This window comes from Streptomyces lunalinharesii (assembly GCF_039532155.1).
Classification (GTDB): domain Bacteria; phylum Actinomycetota; class Actinomycetes; order Streptomycetales; family Streptomycetaceae; genus Streptomyces; species Streptomyces lunalinharesii.
Map to the genome: position 1 here is coordinate 92,733 of NZ_BAAARK010000021.1, position 12,842 is coordinate 105,574.

A 12,842-nucleotide genomic window follows, 5' to 3' on the forward strand; every position below is an offset into this window, starting at 1 on the left:
CCCGTCAGTCGGCGATCTCGACCTGGATCTCGACCTCGACCGGGGCGTCGATCGGCAGCACCGCCACGCCGACCGCCGAGCGGGCGTGCACGCCCTTGTCGCCCAGGATCTCGCCGAGCAGCTCGCTGGCGCCGTTGACGACGCCCGGCTGGCCGGTGAACTCCGGCGCGGAGGCCACGAAACCGACGACCTTCACGACCCGCACGATCCGGTCGAGGTCACCGACGACGGACTTCACGGCGGCCAGCGCGTTGAGTGCGCAGGTCGCGGCGAGTTCCTTGGCCTGCTCCGGGCTGACCTCGGCACCGACCTTGCCGGTGACCGGCAGCGCGCCGTCCACCATGGGCAGCTGGCCGGAGGTGTGGACGTACGCGCCGGAGCGGACCGCGGGCTGGTAGGCGGCCAGCGGCGGCACGACCTCCGGCAGCTTCAGGCCGAGCGAGGCGATCCTCTCCTCTACGGCGCTCACGCCTTCTCCCGCTTCAGGTAGGCCACCAACTGCTCGGGGTTGTTCGGGCCCGGCACGACCTGGACCAGCTCCCAGCCGTCCTCGCCCCAGGTGTCCAGAATCTGCTTCGTCGCGTGCACGAGCAGCGGCACGGTTGCGTATTCCCACTTGGTCATGGGGCGAGCGTAATGCCTGTCCCGAGGGCCGAGGGTCCACGACCCCTAGGGCGGATCCCCGACCCCGTCCCTGACCCCGCGCGGGCGGATCTCCGGGTGTTCCCAGGCGTATCCCGTGCGTACGCGGGACGCGGACTGGTTAGGCTCCTTGGCGTGAGCAGGCTCCATGTCGTCAGCGGCAAGGGCGGCACCGGCAAGACCACGGTCGCCGCTGCCCTTGCCCTCGCCCTGGCCACCGAAGGGCGCCGCACCCTCCTGGTCGAGGTCGAGGGCCGGCAGGGCATCGCCCAGCTGTTCGAGACCGAGGCGCTTCCCTACGAGGAGCGCAAGATCGCGGTGGCCCCCGGGGGCGGTGAGGTGCACGCGCTGGCCATCGACGCCGAGCGCGCCCTGCTGGACTACCTCCAGATGTTCTACAAGCTCGGCGGCGCCGGCCGGGCCCTGAAGAAGCTCGGTGCGATCGACTTCGCCACCACCATCGCCCCCGGCCTGCGGGACGTCCTGCTGACCGGCAAGGCGTGCGAGGCCGTCCGCCGCAAGGACAAGAGCGGCGCGTTCGTCTACGACGCGGTGGTGATGGACGCCCCGCCGACCGGCCGCGTCACCCGCTTCCTCAACGTCAACGACGAGGTCGCCGGCCTGGCCAAGATCGGCCCGATCCACAACCAGGCGCAGGCCGTGATGCGCGTCCTGAAGTCCCCCGAGACGGCGGTGCACCTGGTGACGCTCCTGGAGGAGATGCCCGTCCAGGAGACCGCCGACGGCATCGCCGAGCTGCGCGCCGCCGGCATCCCGGTGGGCGGCGTCGTCATCAACATGACCCGCCCCGCGCTGCTGGACAACGGCGATCTGGAGGTCGTCGCCCGCGGTGCCCGCACGGGCATCGCCAAGGCGCTCTCCCAGGCCGGGCTGGGCGGCGCCCGCCGCGGCGGGCTCGCCGAGCGCCTCATCGACCCCCTGCTGGAGCAGGCGCGCGAGCACGCCGAGCGGGTCGAGCTGGAGCGCACCCAGCACGCCGCGCTCACCGACCTCGGCCTGCCCACCTACGAGCTGGGGCTGCTCCCCGAGGGAGTGGACCTCGCCGGGCTCTACGGCCTGGCCAGAGACCTGCGGAAACAGGGGCCCATATGACCTCGGACGACACGACGCTGGACGCCTCGGCCCCGTGGCTGGAGGTCGACGCCCTGATCGACGACCCGCGCACCCGCATCGTGGTGTGCTGCGGCTCGGGCGGCGTCGGCAAGACGACCACCGCCGCGGCGCTGGGCGTGCGCGCCGCCGAGCGCGGTCGCAAGGTCGTGGTGCTGACCATCGACCCGGCCCGCCGCCTGGCGCAGTCGATGGGCATCTCCGAGCTCGACAACGTCCCTCGCCAGGTCAAGGGCGTGGACGAGAGTGCCGGCGGCGAACTCCACGCGATGATGCTGGACATGAAGCGCACCTTCGACGAGATCGTCGAGGGCCACGCGGACGCCGAGCGGGCCCGCGCCATCCTGGAGAACCCCTTCTACCAGTCCCTGTCGGCCGGTTTCGCCGGTACGCAGGAGTACATGGCGATGGAGAAGCTCGGCCAGCTGCGCGCCGGCGACACGTGGGACCTGATCGTCGTGGACACCCCGCCGAGCCGCTCGGCACTCGACTTCCTGGACGCGCCCAAGCGGCTGGGGTCCTTCCTGGACGGCAAGTTCATCCGGGTCCTGATGGCGCCGGCCAAGGTCGGCGGGCGGGCCGGCATGAAGTTCCTCAACGTCGGCATGTCGATGATGACCGGCACCCTCAGCAAGCTCATGGGCGGCCAACTCCTGCGGGACGTGCAGACGTTCGTGGCCGCGATGGACACCATGTTCGGCGGTTTCCGCACCCGCGCGGACGCCACCTACCGCCTGCTCCAGGCGCCCGGCACGGCGTTCCTGGTGGTCGCCGCGCCGGAGCGGGACGCGCTGCGCGAGGCGGCGTACTTCGTCGAGCGGCTGGCTGCCGAACAGATGCCGCTGGCCGGGCTGGTGCTCAACCGCGTCCACGGCAGCGGCGCGGACCAGCTCAGCGCCGAGCGGGCGCTGGCCGCCGCGGAAGCGCTGACGGAGGGCCTCCCCGACCGCGGCACGGAGGACGAGGCGTCCGCGACGGAGTCGGACGACGACGTCAACTCGCCCTCCGGTGCGGGCGGTTCACCGTCCGCGGAAAATCTTGAGCCGGCCGGCATTGTCGATCTAGCCGACGGGAAGACTGGATCACGTACCCCCGGTGGCCCCTCCCCCGCCACCGCGGCGGAGCACGCGACATCCCCTTCGGCCCCGGCGGCGCAACTCGCCGCCGGCCTGCTGCGGTTGCACGCCGAACGCATGCAGGTCCTGGCGCGCGAACGGCGCACCCGTGACCGCTTCACCGCACTGCACCCCGAGGTGCCGGTGGCGGAGGTCGGTGCGCTGCCCGGTGACGTCCACGACCTCGCGGGCCTGCGGACGATCGGCGACCGCCTGGCGCTGCGCCCCGGCGAGACCGAGGTCTGATCCGACGGCTGGCCAACGGCCGGCCGCCGGACGGCGAACGGGCCCTACCCGACCGCCGCGTACTCGTCGTCGAACGCGTCGTCCGAGCAGTCCACCGGCAACAGGCCCGTGCTGCGCTCGTATTCCGTACGCGCCGTCTCCAACAGGCGTCGCCATGACGTGACCGTCGGGCGGCGGCGCAGCAGCGCCCTCCGCTCGCGTTCCGTCATCCCGCCCCACACGCCGAACTCCACCCGGTTGTCCAGGGCGTCGGCCAGGCACTCCGTACGCACCGGACACCCGGTGCACACCGCCTTGGCGCGGTTCTGCGCCGCCCCTTGAACGAACAGTTCATCCGGATCGGTAGTGCGGCATGCTGCCTGTGCACTCCAGTCGGTTACCCAGCCCATGCTGGCGCCGTCCTCTCCCGAATCGAGGCTCCCCCACGGCGGCAAACGGCATATTCACCGTTGCCAGTTGAGGACGTTACGGAAGCCGGGCAAGGCGCAACACCTCCTTCGGGCCCAATCTTGAATGGCCCGAACGGACTATGCGTACGCGGCAGATCACCCAACGGAGTGACCGTGCGACATACGTCACTTCCCTCCCAAGCGGGACAGTTCGCTGTGATGGCAAGGGATTTCTGGCACACAGCGGGCATGTGGGACAGCACCCACGCCGGGAGGAGGGCTTGACGTACTCAGGCGAAACCGTTCTGCTGCGGCAGGTGGGAACAGGCTAAACGAACAGGTGCGCCCCTGTCCGGCGAATGAGAACGTAGGCTTCGCCCATGGCTAAGAAGCGCGAGGGCGGGGGTCCGACCAGGACCCAGCAGGCCGCCAAGTTCCTCGGTGTCAGCGTCCTTGCCGGAGCCGTCCTGGCCGGCATCGCGCTCCCGGCGGCCGGAGCATTGGGGCTGGCGGCCAAGACGTCGGTCGAGGGCTTCGACGACATCCCGGCCAACCTCAGGACCCCGCCGCTCAGCCAGCGCACCACCATCCTCGACTCCGACGGCGGGGAGATCGCGTCGGTCTACTCCCGTGACCGCACCGTCGTCGGCCTCAAGGACATGTCGCCGTACGTCCAGCAGGCGATCGTCGCCATCGAGGACGCCCGCTTCTACTCGCACGGCGCGATCGACCTCAAGGGCATCCTGCGCGCGGTCAACAAGAACGCCCAGTCCGGCGGCGTCTCCCAGGGCGCGTCCACCCTGACCCAGCAGTACGTGAAGAACGTCTTCGTCGAGGAGGCGGGCGACGACCCGGACAAGGTCGCGCAGGCCACCCAGCAGACGCTCGGCCGCAAGGTCAAGGAGCTGAAGTACGCGATCAAGCTGGAGGAGAAGCTCGGCAAGCGCAAGATCCTCCAGAACTACCTCAACATCACCTTCTTCGGCGAGCAGGCGTACGGCGTCGAGTCCGCCGCCCAGCGCTACTTCAGCAAGTCCGCCAAGGACCTGAGCCTGGGGGAGTCGGCGCTGCTCGCCGGCATCGTCCAGTCCCCGACGCGGTACGACCCGGTCAACCACCCGAAGACGGCGACGGCCCGGCGCAACACGGTGCTGCGGCGGATGGCCGACCTGAAGGACGTCACCCGGGCCCAGGCCGACGCGGCCGCCGCCCAGCCGATCAAGCTGAAGGTCAGCCGCCCGCAGAACGGCTGCATCACCTCCACCGACGGCGCCGGCTTCTTCTGCGACTACGTCCGCGAGGTGCTGCTGAACGACAAGACGTTCGGCGCGACCCGCGAGGTCCGTTCCAAGCGCTGGATGCAGGGCGGACTGACCATCCGCACCACCTTGGACCGGCAGACCCAGAAGTCCATCCAGGCGTCGCTGAGCAAGCACGTCTACGCGGACGACCCGGTCGCCGGCGCCGCCGCGGTCGTCCAGCCGGGCACCGGCAAGATCCTCGGCATGGGCCAGTCCCGCCCGTACGGCTTCGGCACCAACCAGACCCAGATCAACCTCTCGGTCGACCGCAAGATGGGCGGCGGCGCCGGCTACCAGCCCGGCTCGACGTTCAAGCCGATCATCGCGGCGGCCGCCCTGGAGCAGGGCATCAGCCCGTACCAGCAGTACTCCTCGCCGTTCAAGATGGCGTACCCGACGCCGGTCCAGACCTGCGACGGCCAGTGGAGCGACCACGACACCGTCCAGAACGAGGACCCCAAGGAAGTCGGCCCGTACGCCATGAAGGAGGCGACCGCGAAGTCGGTCAACACCTACTACGTGCAGCTGATCAGCGACATGGGCATCTGCCCGGCGGTCACCATGGCCCAGAAGATGGGCATCCAGCGGGCCGACGGCGAGCCCATGAGGCAGGTCCCCTCCATGGCGCTCGGCGGCCAGGAGATGTCCCCGCTGACCATGGCCACGGCCTACGCCACCTTCGCCGACGAGGGCACGTACTGCTCGCCCGTCGCGATCGAGTCGATCACCGACGCGCAGGGTAAGGCGCTGAACGTCCCCAAGAGCAACTGCCGCGGCGCGATGTCCAAGAAGACCGCGGACACCGTGAACGCGCTCCTCAAGGGCGTCGTCGAGGATGGCACCGGCAAGGAGGCCGGCCTCAAGGGGCGCGACAGCGCCGGCAAGACCGGCACCACGGACAGCCGCTACGCCGCCTGGTTCGTCGGCTACACCCCGAACGCCGCCGGCGCGGTCTGGGTCGGCGACCCCCGCCACCAGCGGCAGATGTACGACATCACCATCGGCGGCGTGCCGCACGACAAGGTCTACGGCGCCGACACCCCCGGCCCGATCTGGCGCGACCTGATGGGCGGCGCGCTGGACGGTCGGCCGGCCCCGGCGCTGCCGACCGTCCAGATCGACGGCCCCAAGGACAAGGGCAACGACGGCAACAAGGGCAAGCCGAAGCCCCCGAAGAAGCCGAAGCCCGGCGGCGACAACAAGCCCGGCGGCGGCTGGCACATCCCCGGCTTCCCCGACATCCTGGGCGGCGGGAACGGCGGCTGGTGAGCCACCGGCCCGCCTGACCGCCCGGCGCGGCACGCGAAAGGGGCGCCCTCTCCACGTGGGGGGGCGCCCCTTCGACGTTTTCCGTGACGCGCGCGGCCGGGACGGGCCGTCGCGTGCGGCCTCAGCCGGCCAGCAGCTTCTTCACCATCGCGGCGACCCGGCCGCCGTCGGCGCGGCCCGCCACCTTCGGGTTGACGATCTTCATCACGGCGCCCATGGCCTTCGGGCCCTCGGCCCCCGCCCCGGTGGCCTCCGCCACCGCCGCGGCGACCAGCGACTCCAACTCGTCGTCGGTCAGCGGCTTGGGGAGGTACTCGGCGAGCACCTCGCCCTCGGCGCGCTCGCGCTCGGCCTGCTCGGCCCGGCCGCCCTTGTCGAACGCCTCGGCGGCCTCGCGGCGCTTCTTCGCCTCCCGCGCGATGATCTTCTCGACCTCGCCGTCGGACAGCTCGCGCGCCTCGGTGCCCGCCACCTCCTCCTTCTGGAGCGCGGTCAGCGTCAGACGGAGGGTGGAGGAACGCAGCTCGTCGCGCGCCTTGATCGCGGTGGTGAGGTCGTCCCTGAGCTTGGCCTTGAGCGTGGTCATGACCTTGAGTATGCCCCCACCCGCCGACAACCGTCGCGCCTTTTCCACCGCGCGCCCGGCCCGGGTCAGGCAACCTCGCACCAGGGTGCCGTCGGATCCCTCCGACCAAGATCACATAGCCCCGCTCCGCCGCCGTCCCCACTCTGCAACCATGGACCCATGCGCGCGCGATACGGAGTTCCCCTGTCCCTTGCCGCGGTCGGCGCGGCCGGCCTGGTCTACGCCGCCGGCTTCGAAGTCCGCTCCTTCCGCCTGCGGCGCGTCACCGTGCCCGTACTGCCCCGCGGCATGCGGCCGTTGCGCGTCCTGCAGGTGTCCGACATCCACATGGTCAGCGGGCAGCGCAAGAAACAGCGCTGGCTCCAGTCGCTCGCCGGGCTCCGCCCCGACTTCGTCGTCAACACCGGCGACAACCTCTCCGACCCCGAGGGCGTCCCGGAGACCCTGGACGCCCTGGGCCCGCTGATGGACTTCCCCGGCGCCTACGTCTTCGGCTCCAACGACTACTACGGCCCGCGGCCGCGGAACCCCGCCCGCTACCTGGTCGAGAAGGTCCAGGGTCGGCACGGCCTGAACGGCAACGCCCCCGCCGTCGGCGTCGTCCACAACCCGTGGGAGGACCTCCGCGACGCCTTCGACGCGGCCGGCTGGGTCAACCTCTCCAACGCCCGCGGCCACCTGAAGCTGGACGGCGCGGAGATCGCACTGGCCGGCCTGGACGACCCGCACATCAAGCGCGACCGCTACGCCGAGGTCGCCGGCGGCCCGGAAGCCGACGCCGACCTCTCCCTGGCCGTCGTCCACGCCCCGTACGTGCGGTCGCTGGACGCCTTCACCGCCGACGGCTACCCGCTGGTCCTGGCCGGCCACACGCACGGCGGCCAGCTCCGCGTCCCCTTCTACGGCGCCCTCGTCACCAACTGCGACATCGACACCCAGCGCGCCAGGGGTCTCTCGACCCACACCGCCGACGGCCGCACCTCCTACCTCCACGTCTCGGCCGGCTGCGGCACCAACCGCTACACCCCCGTCCGCTTCGCCTGCCCGCCGGAGGCCACCCTCCTGACGCTGACGGCGCGCGACTGACCCGCCTCGGCACCCCCGGCCCCCGTCCCCGCACCCCGGGGCGGGGGCCGCGCGCGTTCCCGACGGGCCCACCGGTGCCCCCGGACCAGGATTCACGCCCCAATTCGGCGTGACCTGCGTCACTTACCCCCTTCCGGTGACCCCCGGCGCCCCGCCATCACCCCGACACCCCCTCCACACCTCCCGACAAAACCGCAGGTCAGAGCGGTTTCCGTCGCTGACCGAAAGCGGATTTCACCTACGGGGATCAGTCCGCTAAAGTAGAGCTCGTTGCTTCGGGGTGTAGCGCAGCTTGGCAGCGCGCTTCGTTCGGGACGAAGAGGTCGTGGGTTCAAATCCCGCCACCCCGACTGAAGGAACACAGGTCAGGGGCCTGATCCGCGAGAGCGGGTCGGGCCCCTGATGCGTTTCCGGGATGCTGAGGTTCCGTCACGCCGTCGGGGGCGGGGGTGGCTTGCCCGGGTTGGCCCGGTGGGTCCTGGTGCGGGCGGAAAGGCGTCGTCGCGCTGGCGGGCGTGGGGCCCGCTCCCGGGTGCCGCGGAGGTGTCCGGCGGCGGGCGCGATCAGGCGGCGGTGAGCTCCGCGCCGTTCGGCACCGGTCCCTCCCCTCGTGGGGACCGGTGCCGAACGGCACAGGCGGCGTCGATCCGCAGGCGGCGGATCGGGCGGCAGGGGACCGGGATCGCACCTCAAGAGTTGTCGCTCCGCGTGCTGAACCGGTGGCATGTCCGGGTAGTACCCGATTGTTGCCCTGCCGCGTGGTGATCCTGCCAGCTGTGACTTCCGGGGAGGAGGTTCCGGCGTCGGATGGACCCCTTCGCCGCAGGTCAGCCGGTTAAGGTGAGTTTTCCGGTCCGGATGTCCAGGTGCGGGGGAAGTAAGGGGTGGAGACCTTGAGTTCCGACTCAGGGGCACGCACAGCCTTCGCGGAACGTCTCGCGCTGCTCTACAAGGAGGCGGGCAACCCTCCCCTGAAGAAGGTGGCCGAGTCGGTCGTCCGGTTGCAGCGGGTCGACGAGCGAGGGCGGCCGGTGCGGGTGTCCGTGCAGCGGATCAGCGACTGGCGGCGGGCCAAGAACGTTCCCGCGCAGTTCGCCGCGCTCGCCGCGGTGCTGCACGTGCTGATCCCGGAGGCCCGGCGGGCGCGGCCCGCACCGGTGTCCGCGGGGCTGTACGACATGGCGCAGTGGCAGCGCCTGTGGGAGCGCGCGGTCGCCGACCCGGTCGGTGACCGCGCCGCGACGGGCGCGCAGGAGGAGGACCGCGCCCCGACCGAGGCCGCCGCCGTCACCGGCGTCTGCCCCTATCGGGGGTTGGCCTCCTACCGTCAGCAGGACGCCCGGTGGTTCTTCGGCCGGGAGCGGAGCCTGGACGCCCTCGTCGCGCAGTTGCGGGCGGCGGAGAAGACGGGCGGGCTGGTGATGCTCGTGGGCGCTTCGGGGGCGGGGAAGTCCTCGTTGCTGAACGCCGGCCTGGTGCCCTCGTTGGAGAACGGGGCGCTGGGCGACGGGGCGGGCCGGGGGCGGCAGGTGCTGCAGTTGGTGCCGGGGGGTGATCCGCTGGCGGAGGTGGTCCGGCGGGTCCCCGAGCTGGTGCCGGTCCTGGCCGGTGCGGACGGGCCCGGTGCCGAGGAGGCGGACCCGGCGCGGTTCGCGTCCGCGGTGCGGGCCGCGACCACGGCCTGGGCGGGGGGCCGGACGTCCGCCGCCCGGCCGGTGGTGATCGTGGACCAGTTCGAGGAGGCGTTCACCCTCTGTTCCGACGAGGCGGCCCGGCGCGCCTTCATCCGGCTGCTGCACGCCGCGTGCACGCCCGCCGACGCGGACGGCCCCGCTCCGGCGCTGGTCATCCTCGGCATACGCGCCGACTTCTACGAGCAGTGCCTGGGCCATCCGGAGCTGGCCGACGCGTTGCAGCACCGGCACATGGTGCTCGGGCCGCTGACCACCGCGGAGCTGCGCGAGGCGGTGATCCGCCCGGCCAAGGCCGTCGGTCTGGAGCTCGAACCGGGCCTGGCGGAGCTGATCGTCCGGGAGGTGAGCGCGGACGGCCACGGCGGGGCGCACGACGCGGGGGTGCTGCCGTTGCTCTCGCACGCCCTGCTCGCGACCTGGCAGCGGCGGTCCGCGGGGCGGTTGACGTTGGCTGGTTACCGTGCGGCGGGCGGCATTCAGGGCGCGGTGGCGGCGACCGCCGAGCGGGCCTGGACCGGCCTCGATCCGACCGCGCGCGCGGCCGCGCGCCTGCTTCTGCTGCGGCTGGTCCGGCTGGGCGAGGACACCCAGGCCACGCGGCGGCGGGGGACGCGGCGCCAGTTGGCGGACGAGTCGACGGACCCCGACAAGACGGAGGAGTCGCTCGAAGCGCTGGTGCACGCCCGTTTGGTGACGCTCGACGCGGAGGCCGTGGAGATCACCCACGAGGCGCTGCTGCACGCCTGGCCGCGGCTGCGCGACTGGATCGACGAGGACCGCAACGGCAATCTGCTGCGCCAGCGGCTGGAGGAGGACGGCCGGGCCTGGGAGGGTTCGGCCCGCGACGCGTCGCTGCTCTACCGGGGTTCCCGGCTGGAACAGGCCCGCACCTGGGCGGAGTCCGCCGGCGACACCTTCCTCACCCGCAGTGCGGTGGAGTTCTTGGCCGCTTCGGTGCGGTTGCGCCGGCGGGTGGTCTGGCTCAGTCGCGGTGCGGTGGCGGCCCTGGTCGTCATGGCGATGGTGGCCGTCGGGGCGGCGGTCGTGGCGTGGCAGCAGCGCGACGACACCGTCTTCGAGCAGGTGCTCGCGCAGGCCGACCGCGCGCAGTACACCGATCCGTCCCTCTCCGCGCAGCTCGACCTGGTGGCGCACGGGCTGCGGCCCGACGACGAGGGCACGAACAACCGGCTGATCTCGATCGTGAACGCGCCGTTGGCCACGCCGCTGCTGGGCCACACCGGCGCCGTCTACCTGACGTCGTTCAGCCCGAACGGCCGGGTCCTGGCCACCGCCAGCTACGACCGGACCATCCGGCTGTGGGACGTGTCGGACCGGGCCCGGCCCAAGCCCCTGGGCGGGCCGCTGACCGGTCATTCCAGCTGGGTGAGCGCCGCCGTCTTCAGTTCTGACGGGCAGACCCTCGCCAGTTCCTCGGACGACGGCACGATCCGGCTGTGGGACGTGCGGGACCCCCGCCACCCGCAGCCGATCGGTGCGCCGATCGCCGGCCACGACGGCACGGTCTACCTGGTCGCGTTCAGCCCGGACGGCCGCACCCTGGCCGCGGCCACCGAGGGGCGCACGGTGCGCCTGTGGGACGTCGGCGACCGGCACCGCCCGCGGGCGCTCGCCTCGTTGACCGGCCCGACCGCCGCGGTGCGCTCCGTGGCGTTCAGCCCGGACGGGCGGACGCTGGCGGCGGGCGGCGACGACAACGCGATCCGGCTGTGGGACGTGGCCGACCGGCGGCGTCCGAAGCCGGTCGACACGGTGCTGACCGGCCATTCGGCCACGGTGCACTCCGTGGCGTTCAGTCCCGACGGCCGCACGCTGGCCAGCGGCAGCGCCGACGACACCGTCCGGCTGTGGGACGTGACCGATCCGGAACACCCGGCACCGCTCGGCGCTCCGCTGACCGGCCACACCGGCCCGATGTGGTCCGTGGCCTTCAGTCCCGACGGCAGCATGCTCGCCGCCGGCAGCGCGGACAGCTCGGCGAGCCTGTGGAACGTCAGCGATCCGGCGTACCCGTCGCAGGTCGGCGAGCCTTTGGCGGGCAGCAGCGGGGAGATGTACGCCGTGGGCTTCAGCCCCGACGGGCGGACCCTCGCCACCGGCAGTGGTGACAGCAAGGTGCGGCTGTGGTCGATCCCGATGTCCAACATGGTCGGTCGGATCGGTGCGTTCCGCCCGGACGGGAAGGTGCTGGCCACGGCCGCCCGGGACCAGAAGGTGCGGCTGTGGAGCGTGGCGGCGCCGAAGCGGCCCGTGGAACTGGGCGAGCCCTTCCGGTCCGGGAAGGGGGGCAACGTCTACGCGGTGGTGTTCTCCCCCGACGGCCGCACGCTGGCGGTGCGGACGGGCAACCCCCACCCGGTGGTTCAGTTGTGGAACGTCGCCGACCCGTCCCGGCCGGTCCCCCACGGGCCGCCGCTCACGCTGCCGATCCGGTTCGCGGGCCCGGACACGGTCGCGTTCAGCCCCGACGGGCGCACGCTGGCCACGGCCTACGACGACTTCACCGTCCAGTTGTGGAACATCGAGGACCCGGCGCACCCGCGTCGCCTCGGGGGGCTCCTCACCGGTCACCAGGGGTACGTCAACTCCCTCGTCTTCAGTCCGGACGGCCGCACGCTGGCCAGCGGCAGCGCGGACGACACGATCCGGTTGTGGAACACCACCGACCCGGCGCGCGCCTCCGGGCTCGGCACCCCGTTGCGCGGGCATCTGGGTCCCGTCAACGTGCTCGCGTTCAGTCCGGACGGCCGCACGCTGGCCAGCGGCAGCGACGACGACACCGTCCGCCTGTGGAACACCACCGACCCGCGGGCGGCGACGCGGCTGGGCTCGCCGCTCACGGGTCACACCGAGGCGGTGGTGTCGTTGACGTTCAGCAAGGACGGCCACACGTTGGCGAGCGGCGGCAACGACAACACGGTGCGGTTCTGGAACGTGGCGGTTCCTTCCCGGGCCGCGGCCATCGGCCAGGCGACCAGCCCGAACGCCAAGACCGGCAACTTCTTGTCGTTCAGTCCGACGAGTCACCTGCTGGGCGTGTCCAGTGGTGCCGGCACCGTGCGGCTGTGGGACCTGGACACCGACGGGGCGATCCACCGTATTTGCGCCACGACCAGGGGTGTTCTGACGCCGGAGAAGTGGCACGAGTACCTGCCGCACCTGTCGTACGCGCCGCCGTGCGGCGGGTAGGAGGGCGCGTGGGACACGGTCGGGGGGCGTGAAACCGGTCACAACTCCGCCGTGCAATTCGGCAGTTGACTCCCGTCACAGGGACAGCCTTGCTAGGCTGGGTCGTAGCCCGATCGCTGGTGCATCCCCCGTCGCCAGCGATCGGGCGTTTTCATGCCGTCGTCCGGCTGTTA

Annotated in this window: 9 protein-coding genes and 1 tRNA gene; 6 read left to right on the forward strand and 4 right to left on the reverse strand. The window is 71.9% G+C overall.

What is annotated here, in order from left to right; all coding sequences use genetic code 11:
* Positions 1-4: 4 nt before the first annotated feature.
* Positions 5-469, reverse strand: coding sequence for a RidA family protein (locus ABD385_RS27450; RefSeq protein WP_344581015.1), 465 nt, complete (start codon positions 467-469; stop codon positions 5-7).
* Positions 466-624: a Sp36 family protein gene (gene sp36 / locus ABD385_RS27455; RefSeq protein WP_003967454.1), complete on the reverse strand. Its 159-nt coding sequence runs from the start codon at positions 622-624 to the stop codon at positions 466-468. Before sp36 ends, ABD385_RS27450 begins: the two co-directional genes overlap by 4 nt.
* 153 nt (positions 625-777) lie before the next feature.
* Here sp36 and bagA point away from each other — a divergent pair, with 153 nt between their 5' ends.
* Together bagA and bagB are read left to right on the forward strand one after the other, a co-directional pair.
* Positions 778-1,755 (forward strand): ATPase BagA, encoded by a 978-nt coding sequence (gene bagA, locus ABD385_RS27460; RefSeq protein ID WP_344581017.1) that lies wholly within the window; start codon positions 778-780, stop codon positions 1,753-1,755.
* Positions 1,752-3,134 (forward strand): ATPase BagB, encoded by a 1,383-nt coding sequence (bagB, locus tag ABD385_RS27465; RefSeq protein WP_344581018.1) that lies wholly within the window; start codon positions 1,752-1,754, stop codon positions 3,132-3,134. Before bagA ends, bagB begins: the two co-directional genes overlap by 4 nt.
* Before the next feature lie 44 nt (positions 3,135-3,178).
* Here the strand turns inward: bagB and ABD385_RS27470 are convergent, their stop codons facing one another.
* The gene (locus ABD385_RS27470; protein WP_020930847.1) at positions 3,179-3,523 is read right to left on the reverse strand and encodes a WhiB family transcriptional regulator; all 345 of its coding nucleotides are present in this window, start codon (positions 3,521-3,523) and stop codon (positions 3,179-3,181) included.
* A 380-nt stretch (positions 3,524-3,903) separates the two neighbouring features.
* On the opposite strand from ABD385_RS27470, the gene ABD385_RS27475 reads away from it, so the two are divergent.
* Positions 3,904-6,093, forward strand: a complete 2,190-nt coding sequence (locus ABD385_RS27475) for a transglycosylase domain-containing protein (protein WP_344581020.1) — start codon at positions 3,904-3,906, stop codon at positions 6,091-6,093.
* Positions 6,094-6,214: 121 nt separating this feature from the next.
* On the opposite strand, the gene ABD385_RS27480 is transcribed toward ABD385_RS27475, so the two are convergent.
* Positions 6,215-6,679: a GatB/YqeY domain-containing protein gene (locus tag ABD385_RS27480; RefSeq protein WP_344581021.1), complete on the reverse strand. Its 465-nt coding sequence runs from the start codon at positions 6,677-6,679 to the stop codon at positions 6,215-6,217.
* 159 nt (positions 6,680-6,838) lie between these two features.
* On the opposite strand from ABD385_RS27480, the gene ABD385_RS27485 reads away from it, so the two are divergent.
* The 3 genes from ABD385_RS27485 (at position 6,839) to ABD385_RS27495 (ending at position 12,669) form a co-directional block, all read left to right on the forward strand.
* Positions 6,839-7,765, forward strand: a complete 927-nt coding sequence (locus ABD385_RS27485; protein ID WP_344581022.1) for a metallophosphoesterase — start codon at positions 6,839-6,841, stop codon at positions 7,763-7,765.
* Between the two features lie 276 nt (positions 7,766-8,041).
* Positions 8,042-8,115, forward strand: a tRNA-Pro gene (locus ABD385_RS27490).
* Between the two features lie 534 nt (positions 8,116-8,649).
* A complete protein-coding gene (locus ABD385_RS27495; RefSeq protein ID WP_344581023.1) occupies positions 8,650-12,669 on the forward strand; it encodes an nSTAND1 domain-containing NTPase in 4,020 nt (1,339 codons plus the stop codon).
* The last annotated feature ends 173 nt before the right edge of the window (positions 12,670-12,842 follow it).

What these genes read in the sequence shown, in the direction of transcription:
- ABD385_RS27470 (WP_020930847.1), bottom strand. Translation starts at nt 3,523, where the DNA reads ATGGGCTGGGTAACCGACTGGAGTGCACAGGCAGCATGCCGCACTACC.
- ABD385_RS27485 (WP_344581022.1), top strand. Translation starts at nt 6,839, where the DNA reads ATGCGCGCGCGATACGGAGTTCCCCTGTCCCTTGCCGCGGTCGGCGCG.
- ABD385_RS27480 (WP_344581021.1), bottom strand. Translation starts at nt 6,679, where the DNA reads ATGACCACGCTCAAGGCCAAGCTCAGGGACGACCTCACCACCGCGATC.
- bagB (WP_344581018.1), top strand. Translation starts at nt 1,752, where the DNA reads ATGACCTCGGACGACACGACGCTGGACGCCTCGGCCCCGTGGCTGGAG.
- sp36 (WP_003967454.1), bottom strand. Translation starts at nt 624, where the DNA reads ATGACCAAGTGGGAATACGCAACCGTGCCGCTGCTCGTGCACGCGACG.
- ABD385_RS27475 (WP_344581020.1), top strand. Translation starts at nt 3,904, where the DNA reads ATGGCTAAGAAGCGCGAGGGCGGGGGTCCGACCAGGACCCAGCAGGCC.